At 41.4% G+C, this 22,400-nt stretch carries 17 protein-coding genes; 2 read left to right on the forward strand and 15 right to left on the reverse strand.

Annotated elements, in window-relative coordinates; all coding sequences use genetic code 11:
• Positions 1-142: 142 nt before the first annotated feature.
• Together CVT14_RS04185 and CVT14_RS04190 are read left to right on the forward strand one after the other, a co-directional pair.
• Positions 143-388: an RNA recognition motif domain-containing protein gene (locus CVT14_RS04185; RefSeq protein ID WP_009294719.1), complete on the forward strand. Its 246-nt coding sequence runs from the start codon at positions 143-145 to the stop codon at positions 386-388.
• The gene (locus CVT14_RS04190) at positions 366-1,259 is read left to right on the forward strand and encodes a glutamate--tRNA ligase family protein (protein WP_035169674.1); all 894 of its coding nucleotides are present in this window, start codon (positions 366-368) and stop codon (positions 1,257-1,259) included. The genes CVT14_RS04185 and CVT14_RS04190 overlap by 23 nt, the downstream gene beginning before the upstream one ends.
• Here CVT14_RS04190 and CVT14_RS04195 read toward each other — a convergent pair.
• From CVT14_RS04195 to tyrS, 15 genes are all read right to left on the reverse strand, one after another.
• Positions 1,245-1,952 (reverse strand): DUF6882 domain-containing protein, encoded by a 708-nt coding sequence (locus CVT14_RS04195; protein WP_021088587.1) that lies wholly within the window; start codon positions 1,950-1,952, stop codon positions 1,245-1,247. The genes CVT14_RS04190 and CVT14_RS04195 overlap by 15 nt on opposite strands.
• Positions 1,953-1,967: 15 nt before the next feature.
• Positions 1,968-5,579 (reverse strand): DNA polymerase III subunit alpha, encoded by a 3,612-nt coding sequence (dnaE, locus tag CVT14_RS04200; RefSeq protein WP_107849783.1) that lies wholly within the window; start codon positions 5,577-5,579, stop codon positions 1,968-1,970.
• A 742-nt stretch (positions 5,580-6,321) separates the two neighbouring features.
• Positions 6,322-7,173, reverse strand: a complete 852-nt coding sequence (locus tag CVT14_RS04210) for a universal stress protein (protein ID WP_103596952.1) — start codon at positions 7,171-7,173, stop codon at positions 6,322-6,324.
• A gap of 18 nt (positions 7,174-7,191) precedes the next feature.
• Positions 7,192-9,390 carry a polyribonucleotide nucleotidyltransferase gene (locus tag CVT14_RS04215; RefSeq protein WP_107849784.1) on the reverse strand — a complete coding sequence of 733 codons (2,199 nt, stop codon included), beginning with the start codon at positions 9,388-9,390 and terminating at the stop codon, positions 7,192-7,194.
• On the reverse strand, positions 9,380-10,078 hold the full coding sequence (locus CVT14_RS04220; RefSeq protein ID WP_002941705.1) for a sodium:proton antiporter: 699 nt from the start codon (positions 10,076-10,078) through the stop codon (positions 9,380-9,382). Before CVT14_RS04220 ends, CVT14_RS04215 begins: the two co-directional genes overlap by 11 nt.
• Before the next feature lie 13 nt (positions 10,079-10,091).
• On the reverse strand, positions 10,092-12,254 hold the full coding sequence (locus CVT14_RS04225; protein ID WP_021088667.1) for an LPS-assembly protein LptD: 2,163 nt from the start codon (positions 12,252-12,254) through the stop codon (positions 10,092-10,094).
• Entirely contained in the window at positions 12,247-12,696 is a 450-nt protein-coding gene (locus CVT14_RS04230) for an RDD family protein (protein WP_002941696.1), read from the reverse strand. Before CVT14_RS04230 ends, CVT14_RS04225 begins: the two co-directional genes overlap by 8 nt.
• Complete coding sequence (purD, locus tag CVT14_RS04235; RefSeq protein ID WP_021088674.1) at positions 12,693-13,937, reverse strand: phosphoribosylamine--glycine ligase; 1,245 nt, start codon at positions 13,935-13,937, stop codon at positions 12,693-12,695. The genes CVT14_RS04230 and purD overlap by 4 nt, the downstream gene beginning before the upstream one ends.
• Before the next feature lie 232 nt (positions 13,938-14,169).
• Entirely contained in the window at positions 14,170-14,808 is a 639-nt protein-coding gene (locus tag CVT14_RS04240) for a uroporphyrinogen-III synthase (protein WP_107849785.1), read from the reverse strand.
• A complete protein-coding gene (locus CVT14_RS04245) occupies positions 14,801-15,961 on the reverse strand; it encodes a multidrug effflux MFS transporter (protein WP_107805168.1) in 1,161 nt (386 codons plus the stop codon). The genes CVT14_RS04240 and CVT14_RS04245 overlap by 8 nt, the downstream gene beginning before the upstream one ends.
• A 111-nt stretch (positions 15,962-16,072) precedes the next feature.
• Positions 16,073-16,717, reverse strand: a complete 645-nt coding sequence (locus CVT14_RS04250) for a cupin domain-containing protein (RefSeq protein ID WP_002941685.1) — start codon at positions 16,715-16,717, stop codon at positions 16,073-16,075.
• A gap of 73 nt (positions 16,718-16,790) precedes the next feature.
• The gene (gene mnmC, locus CVT14_RS04255; RefSeq protein ID WP_107849786.1) at positions 16,791-18,656 is read right to left on the reverse strand and encodes a bifunctional tRNA (5-methylaminomethyl-2-thiouridine)(34)-methyltransferase MnmD/FAD-dependent 5-carboxymethylaminomethyl-2-thiouridine(34) oxidoreductase MnmC; all 1,866 of its coding nucleotides are present in this window, start codon (positions 18,654-18,656) and stop codon (positions 16,791-16,793) included.
• Complete coding sequence (locus CVT14_RS04260; RefSeq protein ID WP_021088608.1) at positions 18,653-20,098, reverse strand: N-acetylmuramoyl-L-alanine amidase family protein; 1,446 nt, start codon at positions 20,096-20,098, stop codon at positions 18,653-18,655. Before CVT14_RS04260 ends, mnmC begins: the two co-directional genes overlap by 4 nt.
• Positions 20,095-21,186, reverse strand: coding sequence for a nitronate monooxygenase (locus CVT14_RS04265; RefSeq protein WP_004317256.1), 1,092 nt, complete (start codon positions 21,184-21,186; stop codon positions 20,095-20,097). Before CVT14_RS04265 ends, CVT14_RS04260 begins: the two co-directional genes overlap by 4 nt.
• On the reverse strand, positions 21,187-22,395 hold the full coding sequence (gene tyrS, locus CVT14_RS04270; RefSeq protein WP_021088624.1) for a tyrosine--tRNA ligase: 1,209 nt from the start codon (positions 22,393-22,395) through the stop codon (positions 21,187-21,189).
• Positions 22,396-22,400 lie beyond the last annotated feature (5 nt).

A 22,400-nucleotide genomic window follows, 5' to 3' on the forward strand; every position in this document is an offset into this window, starting at 1 on the left:
GCCTTGCTATTGCGATTTGTTGCATTTAAGGATATTTTTTAAAAATTTGTAATATTTTTTTTGATTTTTACATCTTTTTGACGGAAATAAGCTATTATTTCTCTAATCGATCAGATCGATAATTTTTTTAAGGAATAATCCTGTGAACATTTATGTAGGAAATTTGTCGTATAGAACGACAGAGGCAGAGTTGAAGGAAGCTTTTGCACAATTTGGTGAAGTAAGGCGCGCAAAGATCGTAAAAGATAGAGAAACAGACCGCTCAAAGGGCTTTGGATTTGTTGAAATGGACGACGCGAACGAGGGCCAAAAGGCGATCGACGCACTAAATGAAAAAGAACTTGGCGGACGCACTTTAAGAGTAAATGAGGCTAGACCAAGGGATTAATGACTATTTGCCACCATCTGGTGGCATAGTCTCTCGCATAGCTCCGACGCCAAGCGGCTACCTGCACGCTGGCAACGCCTACAACTTCATCTTGACTTACCTTTTGACGCGCTCACTGGGTGGCGTTTTATACTTAAGGATCGATGATTATGACCTTGGCAGATACCGGCGCGAATTTGTTCAAAATATCTTTGACGTTTTAGAATTTCTGGGGCTTTGTTACGACAAAGGTGCCACAAGCGTTAGCGACTTTGAGCGTAATTTTAGCTTTAAAAAAAGAGCTAAAAGATATGAAAACGCACTTGAAAAGCTAGATGAAATTTACATTTGTGAGTGCACAAGAGCTACCAAAGATGCCTATGAAAACAGCATTTACACTAAAATTTGCAAAGACAAAAAGTTAAAATTTATAAAAGATAAAACCGCTATCAGACTAAGCGTGGATGAAAACGACGAGCTTGGCAGGCAAGTGGCAGCGCAGATGGGCGATTTTGTAATTTATAAAAAGGATTTTACTCCAGCTTACAACTTCGCAAGCGTCATTGACGATGAGGATATGGGGGTAAATTTGGTCGTTAGAGGCGAGGACTTGCTGCCTTGCACGCTAGCTCAAAGATACCTTGCAAAAAGGCTAAATTTTAGCTTTTTAAATGCTAAATTTATCCACCACAAGCTACTTTTAGACGGAGCTAAAAAGCTTTCTAAAAGCTCGAAATCACCACCTATTGATCTAAGCCAAAATCCTCAAATTTATTACAAAATGTTAGCAAGTGATCTTGGGCTAAATTTAAACTCAGCAGATAAAATTTCAAACCTTTTGCATGAATTTAAGCTTAAAAATATAGCTGAACTATTGCTAAATCGCACCTGAAATATTTATGAGCCTATTAAGATTATCAAATTTGAAGCTAAGTTCATCTTTAAACTTAGCTACTATTTCATCTTTGTTTTCACTAAATTTTATCTCGCTGCCCAACAAAAGTCCTTTTATAAAAAGCTTGTGATCCAGTTCATAGGCGCTTAAGCACTCATTTACTACGCTTATTACTTCATTTGCTAAAACTGGCTCTTTAAAGATGGCCTCCGCCCTAAATGCCACGTACGCAGCACCTCCGTCGTAATTAATTTTGTAGTAGCTTAGCTCCTCATCAAGCGCCACGCAAGCAACCAAGCTAAGCGTATGACCATTTACATTTTCGTCCAGCTCAAACCGCGCCGTGCTAAACGCTTCAAGCCCAAATTTCTCGCCAAACTCACGCGCCCTATTTGCAAGGCTAAGCAAGCGCTCATCAAAGCCATTTACATTTTCATAGCCCCAAAGCCAAGTATTTGACGAAAAGCTCTCAGAGCCGATAAACTGCATATCAAACTCCTGTTTGTCAAAGCAAATTTTGCCACTTTCAAAGTCAGCCTGCCACTTGCTAGCCTCAACCACTTGCTTAAATAATCTCTTTTGAAGCAGCATCGCTCTGCCAAGACATGCGCTAAAAAGCTCACTCCAGTTACTTTTATCTATGCCAAGCTCATCTAAAAAATGGCTCTTTTTTCTAAAAATATCAAACATTTCTTATCCTTAAATTTACGCCGAAGCAGCGAGCTTTTCTATCTCTTCGCCTACATCGTCACTTATGATAAACTCAGTCTTATAGATGAAAATTTCGCCAGTTGCTTCATTTTTTATCTTCAAAATTAGCCGTTTTTGATTATTTGGAGCATTTTTGCTAAAAACTAGCGAGTAAATTTGCTCCAGCTTTTGCCTGCTAAGCTCGCTAAGGCTTAAAAGCACCTCTAACTCGGCGTACTCTCTTACTTTTTGAGAGGCGCTCGCCTCTTCATTTTTACTAAATTTAGAGTTTTGCTTTAGCTTTCTAGTCTTAAAGTCTAAATTTTGCGCATCTTCTAGACTATAAACCTCATTTAAATTTGTCCTTACAAACTGATCGTCGCGCGAGATATTTATCCTAAAAGCATAAGGCAGATCGCGTTTTGCCTCGTCTTTTACGATATCTTCGATGTTGCCAAGCTCCCTTTCAAAGACGGCGATCTCGATGTTGCCGTGAAAGTCCAGCACATTTATAGTGCCCATTTTTTTGCCACTTTTTGTGATCCTTGTGCTAAAGTCCTCGATCTTGCCAACCACCAAAATTTCAGCACTTTGTGGCAAGGTCTCAAACTCTGAGCTTAGCGTGTATTTGATCTTATTTATCTCGTCCTTATAGTCATCAAGCGGGTGACCTGAGAGGTAGATGCCAACGCTCTCTTGCTCAAATTTCAAGATCTGCTTGATGTCAAATTCATCATCTATAGTGACGAAATTTATCTTCACATCATTCATGCTATCATCTTCGCCAAAGAGGCTCTCGGCCGCATTTTTACGTATCTGAGCTGCATTTTTGCAAGCTTCTACGATATTTTCTACATTTTGTAAAAGCATCTTGCGACTAAAGCCAAACTCATCGAAGCAGCCAGCTTTTATAAGGCTTTCAAAGACCTTTTTATTGACCTTAAATGGATCGATCCTTGAGACGAAGTCGTCCATGCTCTTAAACTCGCCCTTTGCATCACGCTCAGCGATGATGTTCTCAATAGCTGCTCCACCAACGCCTTTAATCGCTCCAAGACCAAAAATAATGCCATCGTGACCCTCATTTTTAACGACGCTAAATTCTTTGGTTGATTTGTTGATAGATGGTGGCAAAGTATCGATGTTTATGCGCTTTATCTCATCGATGTAGCGAACGATCTTATCGACGTTGCTCTCCTCGCTTGTTAGAAGTGCCGCCATAAATTCAGCTGGATAGTAAGCCTTCAAGTAAGCTGTCTGAAATGTGACATAAGCGTAGGCTGCAGAGTGAGACTTGTTAAAACCATATCCTGCAAATTTAACGATCAGCTCGAAAAGATCATCCGCTTTTTGGCCATTTAGTCCCTTTGCCTCAGCGCCTTTTACAAACTCGCCCTTTAGCCTATCCATCTCCTCTTTGATCTTTTTACCCATCGCACGGCGCACAAGATCCGCCCCACCAAGACTAAAGCCGCCTATGGCTTGCACGATCTGCATGACTTGCTCTTGATAGACGATGACGCCGTATGTTGGCGCAAGGATCGGCTCAAGCTCCTTAAATGCGTATGTTATCTCCGCCTCGCCATGTTTTCTTTTGACGAAGTCATCAAGCATGCCACTCTCCATCGGTCCTGGGCGGTAGAGTGCTAGCATCGCGACGATATCCTCAAAGCAGTCTGGGCGCAGGCTAGTTCCTAGCTTTCTCATGCCCTCGCCCTCTATCTGAAAGATGCCGATGGCTTGGCCACTTTGTATCATTTTATAAACGCCAGAGTCGTTTTTATCGACCTGCTCCCAGATGATGTCCTTGCCAGTGCGCTGTTTAACGAGCTTGATCGCATTGTCGATAACCGTTAGCGTCTTAAGACCAAGAAAGTCAAATTTTATTAAATCAACGTCTTCAAGGTATTTTAGACTATACTGCGTCACAAAGCGATCTTCTGGGCTGTTTGGCTGGCGAAATAGCGGGGTTTTGTTCCAAAGCTCTTCGTTTGAGATGACGACACCTGCTGCGTGCTGGCCGGCGTTTCTATTTAGTCCCTCAAGATCAAGGGCAAATTTCCAAATTTTAGCCGCCTTTGGATTTTGGCTTATTAGCTCAGCTATCTTTGGCTCTTTCTCGTAGGCGTCTTTTAGCGTGATGTTAAGCTCATCAGGGATAAGCTTTGCCATCGCATCAGCCTCCGCATAAGGCATGTCGCAGACTCTAGCGACATCTCTAATGACACCTTTTGCGAGCAATTTACCAAATGTAATAACGCCAGCAACGTTAAATTTGCCGTATTTTTGCGTGACGTAGTCGATGATCTCGCCACGTCTGCTTTGACAAAAATCCACGTCGATATCTGGCATGCTAACGCGCTCTGGGTTTAGAAATCTCTCAAAAAGCAGGTTGTATGGGATAGGGTCAAGGTCGGTGATCTTTAGCGAGTAAGCGACCAAGCTACCAGCCGCAGAGCCACGTCCTGGGCCAACTGGCACGCCTCTACGCTTGGCTTCGTTGATGAAGTCCCAAACGATCATCATATATCCTGGGAAATTCATCTTATTGATGATGCCGATCTCTATCTCAAGGCGCTTTCTATACTCTTCGTGTAAATTTTCAGGGACAAATTTCAGCCTCTCTTCAAGACCCTTTCTGCACTCATGCTCGAAAAAAACAGCGTCATTTTTAAAGCTATATCTGTTTTCTGGCTCTGGGAGGGTCAAATTTCTCTCCTTGGCGCACTCAAGAGTAAATTTAAAATTTGGCGGAGTTGGGTTGCCAAGCTTGATCTCAAGGTTGCACTTATCCACGATCTCTTGGGTATTTTCTATCGCTTCAGGGATGTCTAAAAATAGCTCATTCATCTGCTCTTTGCTTTTAACAAAAAACTCATGGACGCTGTGGCGAAGTCGGTTTGGATCGTCTAAGGTTTTGTTCATCGCGATGCACATGAAAACCTCGTGCGCAGCGGCTCTTTCTTTAAAAGTGTAGTGGGTGTCATTTGTGGCGATGACCTTGATGCCAGTCTCTTTTGCGATACGCAAGATGTCATCGTCTATGCGCCTTTGATCGCCGATGCCGTGGCGCATGATCTCAAGGTAAAAGTCATCTCCAAAAATTTCTTTATACTCAAGCGCGACCTCTTTTGCCCGCTCGTAGCCTTTAGCGCCAAATTTAACGTTGCGCTCGCTTAAATTTAGATGCCAGCTCACCTCGCCCTGCAAACAAGCAGAGCTGCAAACTAGGCCCTCGCTGTGCTCTTTTAAGATTTTTTTATTGATACGAGGATAGTAGTAAAAGCCCTCGATATAGCTCATGGAGCTAAGATACATCAAATTTTTATAGCCAGTCTCGTTTTTGGCGATTAGTATGAGGTGAAAGCGCTGCTTGGTGCTCTTATCATCGAGCTGCTCGCCGTTATGCACATATGCCTCGATGCCAATTAGCGGTTTTATCCCATTTTTTTTCATCTTTTTGTAAAAATCAATCGCGCCAAACATGTTGCCGTGATCCGTGATCGCTGCTGCCGTATCGCCTCTGTCATGGAGCGTATGAGCTAGCTCTTCTATCTTGTTAGCTCCATCTAGTAGGGAGTATTCGGTGTGTAAATGTAGGTGTGTAAAGCCAGAATTTTCACTCATTTTTTATCCTTTTTAATGAGCGGATTTTACAAAATTTTGGCTAATAAGGCGCTTGATGAAAGCTTAATGATAGCTTTAAAATTTAGAGATTTTTTAAGCCTGCGACAAGAGCAAAGCGCTTGGTTAAGTTGTCACGCTGCGCTATTTAGCGTTTGAGGAATTTAAAAACTAGAACTGGCATATCACATTGTCAAATTTAACCTCGATAAAATTTTAAACGGCATGCGCTGCGCTAGCACAATCGCATACAGTTAAAAACTCGAGCAAATTTTAAAATTTCATGAACTAGTAATTTCAGCTCTAAAATTTGAGTTAAGCGGTAAGCGAAGCCAAATTTTTGTAGTCAATTCTTGCGAGTGAATGAAAGTTTTAAAAATTTAAAAGATAGCTTGATTAAATTTGTAAATTTCTTTTTATTCAAAAGGGAGACAAGGGGACTCGAGTTACGGTCTGCTCGCAGTTACGAGACGAAATCGAAAGTAAAGACGTCCCCTTATCCCCCTTTTTAAATCCCCCAAACCCCTCGCACGTTAGATGTGCATGCGATAGCGCTTTGCACCGCATGCGTTTTATCGTCAGGCAGGTGTAGGCAAATTTTAAAAATTTAAGAACAATCATATCACGCTTCTAAATTTAGTGGCGAGTTTTACGAGGGCTAAATTTAGTAAGTTGCTAAGGCAAGTGAGTAAAGTTTTAAAATTTGCAAAATAATAAATTAGATCGCGGACCAAGCCGCAATCCATTATAGATAAACTGGGATATTTGTATGTTCTAAGAAAAATCTTGATGTTCCACCAAGAACCATCTCCATTAGTCCGTTCTCACCGTATCTGCTAGCTACGATAAGGTCTGCATTTCTATCATTTGCAGCCTTTAAAAGTGCCTCGCCAGGTATCGTTGTAGTTGCTATAACTTCAAAACTAGCACTGATATTATGAACCTTAAAGTACTCTTCAAGCTTTTTAAGATTTAGCTCAGCGTTATCGCCAAGGCTTGCTTTTGAAGTGATGCACTGAACCTTTTTGGCACTCTTTAAAAGATCGATCGCGCCAGTTAGGGCTCTTGAGCTTTGAGTAGTTCCTGTCCAGCTCACAAGGATATTATCAGCCTTAAATTCACGCATCTTTCTAGGTATAACGATCGCATTTTTGCCGCTTTTTAAAACAGCTGACTCAAATGTGCCAGTGATCTTGCCATCAAGTGGCACTGCAGCTACGACTAGATCGCAAAATTTACTCTCTTGCTCAACTATGGCGCTTCTTTTTCCATTATGGATCGTGAAATTTGCAGTGCAGACATCTTCGATGACCTCGTCGCTCACCTTTATGCCTAGCTCTGCGCAAATTTTATTAAAAAGCTTTTCATTCTCTTCGTGTTCAACCGCAAGCTCTGACTTGGCTGATTTTAAGAATTCCTCAAAAAGCACTCCACCACGAAGCGTCATTTTCATATTATAAACCACGCTTGGATCTAGTTGGCAAGTGAGGATCTCCATGTGAGCTTTAAACCATTGTGCAACTTTTAAAGCACCGTAAATTCTTGGCTCGATATCGTCCCCTGCTCCTATTGGAAAAAGCAACTTTTTGTATTTCATCATCTATCCTTTAAAAATTTATTCAACCAAAGAGAGCGAAATTTTATTTCCTTTTTGCTCACTCACACACACTTTTACCTGATCGCCTACGTTTAATGGGCTCTTTATCTTTGAGATGTGAAGCAGACCATCAACTCCGTCTTTTAGCTCGATAAATACTCCAAAATCAACCACGCTTTTTACGCTTCCTGTAAATTCATCGCCTATGTTAAATGTCGGTTTTACGCGGTCTTTGTCGTGTTTAAATGGCTTTTTGCTAAATGAGCGAGAGTTCTCTTTTGAAGTGATCGAGATGATGTAGTCTTTTGCCGCATCGACATTTTTCTTGGCACCACCTGCGATTTTAACCTCGCCTTTTTCTCTATCAAGGTCGATTGAAACTTCAAATTTCTCGATGATCTCTTTTATGGTCTTGCCAGCTTGACCGATGATATCCACGATCTTGCTTGGATCAACGCTAAATAGCTCGAGTTTTGGAAGCACATCTTCGTTTATCTCTATATTTTTATCAGCCTGTGTCATTAGAGCAAGGATATGCTCTCTGCCGCGTTTTGCTTGATAAAGTGCCTCTTTTAGCACCTCTAGGCTGATGCCTCCAAGCTTGATATCCATCTGAAGCGCTGTGATGCCATCACTTGTGCCAGCAACTTTAAAGTCCATATCGCCGTCGTGGTCTTCAAGTCCCATGATGTCAGTTAAAACTGCGTGCTTATCGCCTTCAAATATAAGACCCATAGCAACACCAGCGACAAGTTTTTGGGTATTGACCCCAGCAGCTCTAAGTGCGAGCGAACCACCGCAAACGCTAGCCATCGAGCTTGAGCCGTTGCTCTCTAAAATTTCTGAAACAACCCTTATCGTATATGGAGATGCTAGATCGATGCTTGGTGCAAGGGCACGTTTGGCTAAATTTCCATGTCCAAGCTCACGTCTGCCTGGAGCTTTAAGCGGGCTTGCTTCGCCTACGCTAAAGCCTGGGAAGTTGTAGTTAAACATAAATTTCTCAACCAAAGGAGCTTTTTCAGTAAGGATGTCATACATCTGAGCATCGCTATCTGTGCCAAGAGTGGCGACAACTAGCGCCTGAGTCTGACCTCTTGTGAAGAGGCATGAGCCGTGAGCGTTTGGAAGGACATTTGTCTCGATGCTAATAGGTCTAACCTCTTCAAGCCCGCGTCCGTCGGCTCTAACGCCCTCGTTTATGATCTGCTCTCTTACTATTTTCTTTTTATATTTGCCAAGGACATTTGAGATGACAGCCTCGTCCCAGCCCTCTTTTTGAGCTACCTCATCGCTTGAAATTTGTTTAGCGATCTTGCCAAGCTCGCTTGCACGCTCGCTCTTTGCCATTTGATTGATCGCGTTTTTAACCTCTGCTTTATAAAATTTATCGATGTAAATAGCGATATTTTCGTTTTCTATCTCTGGTTTTAGCTCAAGTGTGGCGTCTTCTTTTTTATGCTCTTTAAACGCCTCTTCATAAGCGCTGCTAGCTCTTAGTATAGCCTTGCCAGCAAAGTCGATCGCCTCAACCATCTTATCTTCACTAAATTCATTCATCACTTGCTTTTGCGCCATGCTATCGCTTAGGCTAGGATCTATCATCGGCTCGATCGCTACCATCGGTATGAGCTGCGTAGTTTGCTGAGGCAAGCTTCTCATCTCGATCATCAAAAGCTCATCTTTTGTGCCAGCAACATATAGGTCGATCGCGCTTTGTTTTAGCTCAGAGTTGCTTGGATTGATAACAAATTTATCATCTATATATCCAACTCTTACACCACAAACTGGGCGATTTACAGGGATGTCGCTAAGATATAGTGCAACTGAAGCCGCATTTAGGCTCACAACTTGCAAATCAACCTCAGGATCAGCTGAAAGTACCATGACAACGATCTGTGTTGGGTATGCGTAGCCTTTTGGAAAAAGTGGGCGAAGTGATCTATCTATGATGCGAGCTGTTAGCGTCTCAAAGTCGCCTGGCTTGGTCTCGCGCTTGACGTAACCACCTGGGATTTTACCAGCAGCGTAAGCTTTTTCGATGTATTGCACGGTTAGAGGTAAAAAATCCTCTTCAACTTGCACATCTTCTCTTGCCACAGTTGCTAAAACTACGGTGTTTTTCACCCTTAAAAGCACTGCCCCACTAGCTTGTTTAGCTACTTTATTAAGGTCAAAAATTTCGACCTGATTATTGACTTCTATACTATATTGCATTATTTTTATCTCCTTGTTGTTTTTGTAACGGTAAATAGTGAGGGCTCTCTTCTAATATCGACATGATGCGCTCGCTCGTAGCCTCGATCTTTTTCTCGTAGTACGAATCCACATCGATAAAATCAACGATCTTGTTTATCGTGTAAATTTCATCGACCATATCATTTAAATTTGCAAAGACATCAGTGGCTATCATCGGCGTTGCGTATGAGATGGATTTTACCTTCACATCAAGCAGCGTCTTTATGCAGATGAGTGCCGTCATGCCAGTCTCACACCCCTCATCGATCAGTAAAATATTCTTGCCCTTTAGCTCTCCTATCAAATTTCCTTTTCTGTATTTATAGACATTTTTTAAAATTTTCTCTTCATATTTTCTATGCGCTTCGCCGTAGATGTAGTCATAGCTTATATTAAAAGCTTTTATGAGAGGATCGTTTAGCACGATATCTTCTGTTTCGCTAACTATCGCTACGTCGCATTCGCTGTTATTTGGCGCAGGGATTGGCTCGCTAAAGAGCATCTCATAACTTAAATTTAACCCCCTGCAAACCACATCAGTCAGGATAACTGACTCAAGCGACATGCAAAGAACTATCGTCTTAGCGTCATTTAGCTCTTTTTTTGGCAAGATCTCGATGAGCTTGTTAGCTGCATCTAGTTGATCTTTAAATTTAACGCTTGCCATTTATCTAGCCATCTTATTTGCTACTTGATGAAGTAGTGCTGCTTTGTGAAAAGTCATAGTGCAAGCCGCCCATCGGATAGAAATTTATAGTAAAGTAGATGCCACTTTTCTTAGTTGAGGCTGAGCCATTTGTCGTTGTTGTCGGCTCGACATCGTGTTGGTAGATCAGCCCGTAGTTCCAGCACTTTCTTTGATGAAGCACGCCAACTCTCCAGCTCTTTGTGTAGCTTCTCTCAAGGTCGTATTGCCAGCCGCCAATTAGGCTATATTGATGAGGGAGCTTCACGCCAGCGCTGCTGGTAAAGTAGCTATCTTTTGTTGCACTATTTTTAGCCTTGCTGTCGCTCTTTTTCATCGTATGGAGCATATTTATCCAAAATAGATCATGCGTATAGTAAAGTCCATTTTGAACCTTTTTAAGCTCTCTATCTTTGTGTGAATACTCTAGCTTGTTATAAAGGCTAAAATTCTCAAACGGATATAGATAGATGGCATTTTTTAAATTTGAATACTCATCATCTTTTGTGTAGTAACCTTGTGAGATGCTGTGTTTTACGACTTTTATGCCACTGCCGTTAAAGAAATACTGCGTCAAATAGCCAGAAACTTCCTCTTTGCTCTGATCTTGAGCTAAGAAATTTTCATACTCATTTAGATCTTTGTCATAGATAAACTCGTCGTCTAAATTTCCTTTTCTGTAGCCAGGTAGCAAATATTCAGCACCAAAATTTAAAGTGTGATAAAAGCTCTCATACGCCTTTGCAAGGTCTGTGTGAAGGGCAAATTTATGATAGTTATTTACAAAATTTGCGTGTTTATCTTCTCTTTTGTCATCAAATGAATTTATCTTGTTTTCGTAGTTTATCCTTGAAGCGTAAAGGTACTCATAAAATGAAAATGTTAGGCTATCATCAAACAGTGGCACATGAACTGAAGCTGGTAGAGTAAATTCATACTGAGTTGCTCTAACGCCTATCTTTCTATCATATCTGTGTGATTGAAGATCGATTGAATATAAGATATTTGGCAAGACTATATCGTCTGTAAATTTATGATACTGAAGCGATGGAAGCTCTTGAAGCGTATCTTTGTTTTCGTTCTTTGAGCCGATCTTTTCGGTATCTATGTAGTATTTCGCATAGGCGCCAAAGTAGTGATCGTCATTTGCTATGAAGTAGTTAAATTTAGAGGTGACAAGCGAGTCATAGTCATCATCTCTGCCCTTTAAATTTAGATAGTCTATATCATTTAGCTTGGTTGCATCTATCCACATGCCCTCTTGCAGATCAGCCTCGCTAAGATATTTTATGAGTTTATCTCTTTCATATTTTAGCCCGACACCTTTGTGAGTTTTGTTTTTTAGCTCAGCTCTGTTTGAAGTCTCACTTTTTTGCTTGGCTCGGTAGCTGTTTTTATCAGTAAATGAACCAAAGCTGATCTCACCTCTTGAATCAGGCGAATCAGTAAATCTAAAAGCACCGTAAATTCCAGCGCCCCTGTTTGTCCTTATCTGCGGATCAAACTCCAGATCCCACTCATTATAAGGTGCAAAATAGACTGGTTGTTTGTAGTAAAAGCCCTCTGACTTGCCATATCCAAGCTCTGGTGGCAAAAGGCCTGTCCTTCTTGTAGTATCAGTTGAGAAGCCAAAGTATGGCAGGTAAAAGACTGGCACGTTTGCAATGCGAAAGACTGGGTTAAAAAGGTGCAAAAATTTGCTCTGTTTATTTAGCATGGCTGAGCTTGAGGTAATGCTCCAGTCAGGATCTTGGACGTTGCAGCTTGAAACCATCGCCTTTCTTACTCTGTAGTACTCGCTATCAGAGCTGCTCTCGTCGCTTCTCATCCACACTTCCATGTCTTTGTTCATCATAAAGAGTGACTCAAAAGCAGCATTGTTGTTTTTTAAATTTAGCTTAGCGTAGTTTGAGCGAGAGACCTCATCTTTGCCCTTCATCATATTGACATTGCCAAAGAGCTCAATGACTGAGTTGTTTTGATCATAAACAGCACAATCAGCCGTCACAAGATACTCTTGCGAATATACAACGACGTTTTTGTTTGCCGTTACGATGCCCTTATCTTGCTTCACATCATCAGCCAATAGCTGTACATCTTGCACTGCTGCACTTAAACTAAAAACACAAACCGGAATTAAAAATAAAATTTTACGCATTTATCACCACTGTTTTTGCTATTTTGTCTTGCCACGTCTGCCTTGCAGGGTTTGAAAGTGCCCAAGCAAAGCCAAGATAAAAACAAGCTTCACTAACTATCCTAAATATCGCCCTAACAAGACTTTGAGTTAAATTTGGCTTATCTAAAATTTCTACATTTATACACATCGTCTTTGTTATCATCTGCCCGAGGCTTGCGCCATAATACCAAACAAAAAATGTGTGATAGATGACTTTTAAAGCTACCACTTGCCAAAATAAATTTAATACTAAATTTCTAGCGTCATCATAGTTAGTACTAGTAGAAAGAGGCTCCCAATAGATGATCATAAAAAGAAACGAAACTATGATCTCATCGATAGAAAACGCCATGATCCTCTTAGCAAAAGGAGCAAGTGAAATTTCTTCGTTTTGAAGCTTCTCTTCTATCTGCATACTCATTTTAGAGCCTGCCACGCGATATCTTTTCTAAAGTGTGCTCCGTCAAATTTGACATTTTCGCAAAGCTCATAGGCCTTATCACGTGCCTCTTTTATGCTCTTTGCAGTCGCCACGCAGACTAGCACTCTACCCCCATCTGCGTAAATTTCATCACCTTCTTTGCTCACACCTGCGTAAGCTATATGGGCGTCTTTTACATCATTTAAAACTGAAATTTTAGCCTTTGGGCTGCTTTTATACGGATAGTTTTTGCTAGACATCACGACGCCAACAGCAAATTCATCTTTTAAGCTGATAGGCTTTAGCTCGCCTTTTGCAGCGTTTAGTAAAATTTCACTCAAATTTCCGTCGATTAATGGCATCAAGACCTCGCACTCAGGATCGCCAAATCTCACGTTAAACTCAAGCACATAAGGCTCATTTTTTACGATCATCAGCCCCACAAAAAGCACTCCACAAAACGGACTGCCCTCGTTTTTCATCCCTTTTAATGTAGGTTTTACCACCTCTTCTTCAACCCTTTTTATCAGCTCTTTTGAAGCAAGCGGACTTGGAGCATAAGCGCCCATGCCGCCAGTATTTGGACCCTCGTCGTTGTCAAGCAGGCGTTTGTGGTCTTGTGCCACTGGCAAGCTTACAAAATTTTCGCCGTCACAAATGGCAAAAAAGCTTAGCTCAAAGCCGTCTAAAAACTCTTCAACCACCACAAATTTACCAGCATCACCAAAGCTAGCCCCACTTAGCATGTCGCTAACTGCCTCTTTGGCTTCTTCTTTGGAATTTGCGATGATCACGCCTTTTCCAGCGCAAAGTCCATCAGCCTTTACGACCATCGGAGCGCTTAGGGTATCAATAAATTTAAATGCTTTTTCTTTGTCGTCTGTGTTTAAATATTTTGCAGTTTTTATATTATTTCTAGCTAAAAAGTCCTTCATATAGGCCTTGCTAGCCTCAAGTCTAGCAGCTGCTTTGCTTGGCCCAAAGATGAGCAAACCCTCTTTTTTAAAGATATCCACCACGCCTTCACTAAGAGGCGCTTCAGGTCCCACGATAGTTAGATCGATACTATTTTTTTTGGCAAAATTTGCTAGCTCATGAAAGTCTTTTATGTTTAAATTCTCACCAAGGCGTGAGGTCGCACCATTTCCGGGCGCAAAGTATAAATTTATATTTTTTTCGCTTTTTAGTTTTAGAGCAATGGCGTATTCGCGGCCGCCACTTCCTATTATGAGAATGTTCATATTATCTCCGTAAATTTAAAAACCCAAGTGGGCGTCGCATAGAAGAGTGGCCCATAAACAAAGCCAATCTTGCAAATAGATGGATACCAAAAGGTTGCAACTTCTCGCTGTTTAAGGCTCAAACGAAGCCACATCGCAAGGCACCCATACCTTTTCGCTAACAAAAAAGTGTTGGACCCCGTAAAATGCTGACTCGCTTCACTCAGGCAATAAAATTATATAAATTCTTTGCTTAAAGTAATGTTTTGGCAAGTGCGATACAAGCGTTTATATCTTGACTTTGACTAACAAGTGGCGTGCTAAATTTTAGCTCTTTTGCAGTGACCTTTCCGATGCTTATCGTCTGATAGCTATCGTCCCAGCCAAAATTAGTTAGAAAATTTCTCACATTTATCGGAGATGCGAAGATCAAAATGCTATTTTTTGGTGGCTTTAGCTCCATTTTGCAAGGATTTAAGACATTTTCATAAGCTATGACCGCCTTTATATTTACGCCGCCATCTTGCAAAATTTCTAAGAAATTTGAAGCGCTATCTTTGCCTTTTAGATAAAGAACCTTTTTGCCCTTTAAAAGTGGCAAACTTTCTCTTGCAAAGTCATCTCCATGAGCATTTTGCCCAGTGTAAATTTCACTAAAACCAAACTCTCTTGCAGATGTTGCGCAACTATTTGCGATAGCAAAAACTGGCAAATTTATAGGCGAAATGCCATTAAATTTTAAAGCTTTAAAGGTATTTTTTGAGGTTGCTACAAGCGCGTCATATTCGCTTAAATTTATCTCAAATTTCAAAAACTCTATCTTACTAACGCTTAAATTTATAACGCTCTCATCAGTCGTTTTTGTGTTTGAGACAAGATAAATTTTACGCAACTCTTTTTAGTCCTAAAAATGAGATAAAAGCAAGCACGCTGCAAGCTAAAATGGCTATTGACGTCGAGTAAAAAATGTCACCAAGACCAACTAGTGGAGAGATGACGCCGCCTAAGAAAAATGGGCAAAATCCAAGCACTGCCGAGGCTGAGCCAGCGTACTCCCTGCCCTCGTTCATCGCAAGTGATGAGGCCGTTGGTAAGATAAAGCCAGTAAAGAGCAAAAGTAAGAAAAATGCGATGATAACGCCGATCACTTCAAATTTAAAGCAAAGCATAAACGCTATAAAAATGCTAGCAAACAAGGTGCCAAAAAGCCCAGTTTTTAGTGCTTTTCGTTCATTTAGCAAGCTTGCAAGCCTAGCACCTATGACGATGGCTAGACCATTTGCCGCAAAGCAAAAGCTGTAGCTTACTGGGCTTAGCAGGTAAAACTCTTGTAAGATAAAAGAAGATGCCGCGATATAGGCAAACATCGCAGCCATCGTAAATGTCTGGATCGCAATAAATAGCATAAATTTCTTTTTTCTTAAAATTTTGCCAAAGACGCTGTAGGTCTGAAGCAAAGGCACTTTTAGGCGGTTAGCGGGGCTTAGGCTCTCTTTGAAGTAAAAATTTGCGATAAATAGTAAAATGCCGATGATCGTTAGCGCCATAAAGATGCCGCGCCAGTCGGTAAATTTAAGCAGCAAGCTACCGCCTATGGGCGAAAATATCGGAGCAAGACCATTTACAACCATCATAAGACTAAAAAATTTAGTCATCTCGTGACCCTTGTAAAGGTCGCTCACAACGGCTCTTGAGATAACCAGACTGCCCGCACTTGCAAGCCCTTGGATGATGCGCATAAAGATAAAAAACTGGATATTTTGCGCAAAAAATATAAAAATCGTGCTTATCGTGTAGATTATGAGCGAGATGGTAAGTGGTGTTTTTCGCCCAAATTTATCGCTGATTGGACCAACTATTAACTGACCGATCGCAAGGCCTGCCATCGAGGTTGTAAGAGTTAGCTGGGTTGCTGAAACGCTTGTGCCAAACCACTCAGTTATGGCTGGAAGTGCTGGCAGGTAAAGGTCTGTGACAAATGGTCCAAAAGCTGAAAGCGCGCCCAAAAATAGTAGTAAAAATAGTTTGGAATTTTCTTTTTTCATAGCTCTTCTTTAAATTTTAAAGAGATTATATTATGACTTTGCTTTTTGAGTTATTAAGGGTAAATTTAATGTTATTTGTAAAAGAGAAAAGCCCTAAGATAGGGCTTATTTTTACATTTTGTCTTTTGTGACGATTAGAAGCATTTTGAATTTGTCTTTCACTTTTAGGCCATGCGGGATCTTACCTGGAAGCACGATGCTATCGCCTTTTACTAGGTGAAAGCTCTCATCAGCTATCTTTAAATCAAGCTCTCCATCAAGCGCGATAAGTAGCGCATCGCCAGGGGCAGCGTGAGTTGATAGCTCTTGGTCTTTGTCAAAACTAAGTAGTGACATCGAGCCATTTTCGTTTTTGACAAGCGTCTTGCTAACTATCTTGCCACTCTCGTAGCTAACGGCATCTGCGAGGCTAAAGACACTCGCTTTGTCTAAATGATCTATCATAACATTCTCCTTAAAATCTATTAGTAAATATTTTGTCTTCTTTGTAAATTTGAGCTTTCGCCAGGTTTTTGCCTCGATAAGGCAGGCTTCATCGCGTCCAAGCTTCATCTGCTTTTCGCCGTATTCAAGCTGCGCTTCGCCGTCTATGACGAAGGCAAGGCTATCTATAAAAAGCATCTCGTGATCAAGCTCCTCACCCTCATCAAATGCGTATATATCTACACTTGCGTTTTTGTTTTGAAAGAGCCTTTTACTAACGACGCTTTTTTCAACTATCTTTGTGTCTTTGTCAAGATTATAAATTTTGCTCAAGTTGTATCCTTTTTTGCGAAGGATTATAATGCAAGTTTTGATAACAGTTCTTAACATATGTTAAGGAATTTGACTATTTTAGTCCTTTTTTTAGTTTTCTTATCAAAAATCTAGCAGGGTGTAGCTCGTAAAATAGCGATCTTTCTATGCAAAGTGGGCGGGCAAGCACAAGATCGGTTATCAAATTTGCTCCAAGTATCGCCGTACCAAGGCCCCTTGAGCCGTGAGCGAAATTTACAAAGAGATTTTTTTCGTAGCTTGCTTTTGGATTGTTATCTTTATTTTTACTCCAAAATAGCCCTTTGTAGTTTTGCTTGTAAAACTCCTCGTCGTGCAAAGCGCCGATTATCGGAAATCTATCTCCGCTATAACTTCTATATCCCACGCGTGAGCCGATGATGGTGGCTTTTGTGGCGTCAAAAAACTCGCTCACGTCGCTTAAATTTTTAGCGTTATCCTCATCTTTAGGCATGTCGCAAATTTCATTTCTAGCGTAGGTTGCGCCGATGACTTGCACACCTTTTACGGCTGGGCAGATGTAGCCTTTTGCGCTTAGTGGCAGCTCATTTTTTAGCACTGGTTTTAGGTGCGTGACTTGACCGCGGACGCTACTTATTTGCATGTCATAGTCTTTAAAAATTTCGCTACTTTTACTACCTGTACAAAAGACTAAGATATCAGCCTCCAAGCTTTTTTTATTTTTAAATTTAACGCTTATCTTGCCATTTTGCAGGTGCGCCCTACTCTCGTACTCGTGGTTAAATAAAATTTCAAAGTTACTTGATAGAAATTTACAAATTTCTCTTGGCCTAGCGTATGCCGCCTCTTTTATAAATATCCCAAGATATGGCTTTAAGCTCTCATCAAATTTAAAAATATCCTCCGCGCTTTGATCCTGCCACGATGCGTATCTTTTAACGAGCTCGTCATCAAATGCATAGTCGATGCAGCCATTAAATTTGATGAGGCTTTTTGGTAAATTTGCCTTGTAAAATCTCACTGCTTGCAAAAACGCATTTATGTGCATGCGGCCTAAATTTACCCCAGGCTTCGTAACTAATGGCATCAAGGCGCCGCAGTGGTTGCCTGAGCCATTTGTCGCGACCTCACTCTTTGCCTCAGCGATCACCACTTTAAAGCCATTTTTAGCTAGCTCTCCAGCGGTGGCAAGTCCAGCCACTCCTGCTCCTATAACAAGCGCTGTTTTGCCTTTTACGCTGGCAACTGGCTCGCATCTCGCAAACCAAGCGTCCTTTAAATTTTCATCCTTTTTCTCTAGCACGGCGCTACTCATCTGGCGTTTTCTAGCGTAGCCCTCTTTTAGGCTCAGTAAAAAGCCAGCATTTTTTAGCCCATCTTTTACCATTTTTGCGCACGAGTAGGTTCTAACTATGGTGCCAACCCTGCTTAGCCTTGCGATCTGCTTAAAGACGCCCTCGCTCCAGATCGAGCCATTTTTGCTTGGGGCAAAGCCGTCTAAAAACCAGATATCAGCGGCGAAATCAAGCTCAGGCAAAATTTGATCCGCCTCGCCGTAGCAAAGATCAAGGGTGATATTTGGCGCGAAATTTATGCGGTGTATGCCTGAAATTAGCGGTGGATAGAGCGAAACTAGTTTTTTGGCGTAGGCTTTAAAAATGCCTAAATTTTCATAAATTTTTAAAAGATCTTCTTTTTTGATAGGGCTTTTTTCGATGCTAACGAAATGAAGTTTTTTGGAGCTATTTTTAAATTTCTTACAAAGTGTGAAGAAATTTAGTCCGGCGCCAAAGCCAGTCTCAGCGACTATAAAGCTATCTTTGCTCTGCCAAATTTCATCAAGTGCGCTCGCAAAGACAAATTCGCTCTCAAGCCAGGGTTTTTCGGTGTTAAAGTAGATGTCACCAAACTCTTCGTTAAATGGAATTTGCCCTTTAAAGCTCAAATTTGCATTTTTCATCTATTTTTTGCGAAATATCCATCTATGCCGTTTGCGATGCCGTTTGCAAGGGCTTTTTGATAGGCCTCGTCAAAGAGTTTTTCGCCCTCGACTGGATGCGTGATGTAGCCGATCTCGACAAGAACTGCCGGCATAAGAGCGCCCACGAGTACCCAAAATGGCGCCTCTCGCACGCTGCCGTCGCTGGCTGCATAGACCTTTCTAGCACTTGCTAAAATTTCTTTTTGGATGTCGATACCAAGCTTGTTTGAGGCGATGATCTTCTCGCGGTTTAGCACGTTTAGAAACGTTTGCTGCGAAAAATAGTTCATCTCTTCGATGTCTGATTTGTTTTCAAGTGCGGCTGCGTTTTTGCTGCGCTCGCTCCTTGCAGGCGATAAGAAAAATGTCTCGATGCCGTGCATGCTCTTTGCTTTAGCAGCGTTTGGAGCGGCGTTTGCGTGGATAGAGACAAAGAGGTCAGCCATCTTGTCATTTGCAAATTTCGTTCTTGATCTTAAATTTATAAAAACGTCAGTTGATCTGGTGAAATAGACCTTGTAACCACGAGATTTTAGTATCTCGCCAAGCTTTTTGGCTACACCTAAAACGGCTGTTTTTTCTTTTAAACTGCCATTTACCGCACCAGGATCTGTGCCGCCATGCCCTGGGTCGATGACGATCGTTTTGTTGCGTGAAAATTTACCCGCAGCAACTGGAGGCAAAGGCTCTTCTACTGGCTCACTTTGTGCTGGCTCAGACTTTAAATTTGGCTCTACGGCGCTTTGTGCTGGCTTTTCATTTTTATTTTTAAGCTTATGAAGTGGCGCTCTTACATTTTCATTTGAGATGAAATTTTGAGCGCTTATTATTAGCAAATCGCCAGTCGCATTTGCTTTTATCGTCTTTTGCGCCTTGTCAGAAAAGATGATCCTGACGGTATTTTTGTCATACTGAGAGATGTGGATGTAGTCTGAGATGAAATTTTTATAAGTTAGCGGGTTGCCATTTAGCCTGCCATCGATGTCCATGATATTTTTGTAGGCATTTTGCTGTTTGGCAAACGATGTTTTTAGCCTTGCGGTATCTAGCTTCGTGTTAAATTTAAGCACCAAGGTATCATTTACCTTTGTAGCGCTTAGTAGCGTTAAAGCTGGCGAAACCGCTTGCGCGCTGGCACCTTTTACGCCGTTTATCGCATTTATATCTCTTATATATGCGCTTGAGTCAAAACCAAGCGCTTTTGAGCTGGTTATAAGTCTAGTGAGTGCCTGCTTTTTCGTGTTTTTATCATTTTTGATGATCGCATCAACATAGATATTTTTTATATCATTATGAAGCTTGATCTTTGCGCTTCTATTTAGAGCCATAAAATTTCTATCAAATTTGGCAAAAGTCTCCGAATTTGTCGCTGCAAAAAGAAAACTAAATGTTAGAAAAAGAGATATTAAAACCCGTTTCATTCACCATGTACCAGCTTATGCATTAGCTCTTTTACGCTTATTAGCTCTTTTAGTTTGTAGCCGTTTGCTCCCGTGAAAAAAAGCCCGCTCTCTTTTTTGCCGCTATATGCGTCAAATAGCCTATCCGCGATGCAGTATCCCACCTGCTTTGCCTCTTTTCCTCTTTGGCAAGGGCTTACGCAGTTGCTTATGCACTGGATCTTTGGCCCCATTCTTTTATCGACTAAATTTATCAAATTTGTTCTTATCCCGCGAGCTGGGTAGCCAACTGGGCTCTTTATAAGCTCGATGTCTTTTTCTTCAGCTGCTAGCAGGACCTCTTTAAAGCCGATGTCTGCGTCGCACTCGTGAGTGCCGATGAAGCGTGTGCCCATCTGAACGCCATTTGCTCCAAGTGATATCGCCTTTTCGATGTCATTTTTATCCCAAATTCCACCAGCTGCGATGAGAGGGAAGTCGCCCCACTCTTTGATCTCGGCTTTTACTTGCGGGATGAGATTAAATAGCGAAAACTCAGGATCAAGGCACTGCTCGTATGTAAAGCCCTGATGTCCACCACTTAGTGGCCCTTCAAGCACGACAGCGTCTGGCAAGCGCTCATATCTTTGAAGCCAGCGCTTACAGATGATCTTTAGTGCTTTTGCGCTTGAGACGATCGGCACAAGTGCTATCTCTTTAAAATTTTGTGTAAATTCAGGTAAATTTGTAGGCAAACCTGCACCTGAGACTATGATATTTATACCAGCCTCGCAGGCGTCTTTAACCACCCTTGCGTAGTCGTTTGCAGCATACATTATATTTACGCCAAGTGGCAAGTCACCACAAATTTTACGTGCATTTTCTATGACTGCTCGAAGACCTCTTGTAGAGTAGAAATTTTCGCTTCCAAAAGGCTTTGCATTTAGCTCTTTATCTATAAATTTGCGGTTTTCATAGTAGCCTGTGCCAACTGAGCTAATTATGCCAAGACCGCCTTCTAAGCTCACATTGCCAGCTAGTTTGTCCCAGCTGATGCCAAGCCCCATACCGCCTTGAAATATCGGGTATTTTATCTCGTATTTACCTATTTTTAACGGCTTTAACTCCATTTATTCAACCTTTATCTTCGCAAATTTACGCTTTCCAACCTGCAAGATATACTCGCCTGCTCCTAATTTTAACTGCTCATCACTAATTTTTTCTTGATTGATGCTAACTGCGTTTGCTTTTATATCTCGCCTTGCTTGAGAGTTTGACTCGCTTAGCCCACACTGAGATAAGGCTTCAACTATCCAAATCGGCGCTTTTAAGCTAAATTCTTTCATATCAGTTGGGAGCTGATTTTGAGAGTGCACGCTGTTAAACTCAGCCATAGCAGCCTTAGCAGCCTCCTCGCCGTGATATCTCGCTGTTATCTCATAAGCAAGATCCTCTTTTGCCTTTTTTGGATGATATTTGCCACTATTTACGTCATTCATCAGCTCTTCTATCTCGCCAAGATTTTTTGTGCTTAGTAGCTCGTACCAGCGCCACATAAGCTCGTCACTTATGCTAAGCGTTTTTGCAAACATATCATTTGCATTTTCAGTAACGCCGATGTAGTTACCAAGGCTTTTACTCATCTTATTTACGCCATCAAGCCCTTCAAGAAGTGGCATCATGATGACAGCTTGCTCTTTGCCGATATTATATGTTCGCTGTAAGGTTCTGCCCATTAGAAGGTTAAATTTCTGATCTGTGCCACCCATCTCGATGTCACACTTCATAGCAACGCTATCATAGCCTTGAAGAAGCGGATACATAAACTCAGAGATTGATATAGGATTGCCCGCTTTTATCCTCTTTTCAAAGTCATCTCGCTCTAGCATCCTAGCTACTGAAAATGTGCTAGTTAGCTCAATCATCCCAGCAGCTCCTAGCTCATTTGACCATTTTGAGTTAAACATTATCACAGTTTTTTTAGGATCTAAAATTTTAAAAACTTGCTCTTCGTAAGTTTTAGCATTTTTTAAAACAGTCTCTTGATCTAGCTTTTTTCTAGTGGCTGACTTGCCTGTTGGATCGCCTATTTGAGCGGTAAAATCGCCTATCAAAAACTGCACGATCGCGCCATGTTTTTGAAGCAAAGCCATCTTGTTTAAAACGACTGTGTGACCTAGGTGAAGGTCTGGAGCGGTTGGGTCAAAGCCTGCTTTTACGTAGAAATTTTCGCCTTTTTCATAATAATTTTTAACCAAATTTTCAACTCTCTCAGCATCGATCATCTCGGCAACGCCGCGGTTTATCTCTTGTAAAATATCGTCTATATCTTGAACCATTTTTC

The organism is Campylobacter concisus (genome assembly GCF_003048445.1).
GTDB lineage: Bacteria > Campylobacterota > Campylobacteria > Campylobacterales > Campylobacteraceae > Campylobacter_A > Campylobacter_A concisus_BF.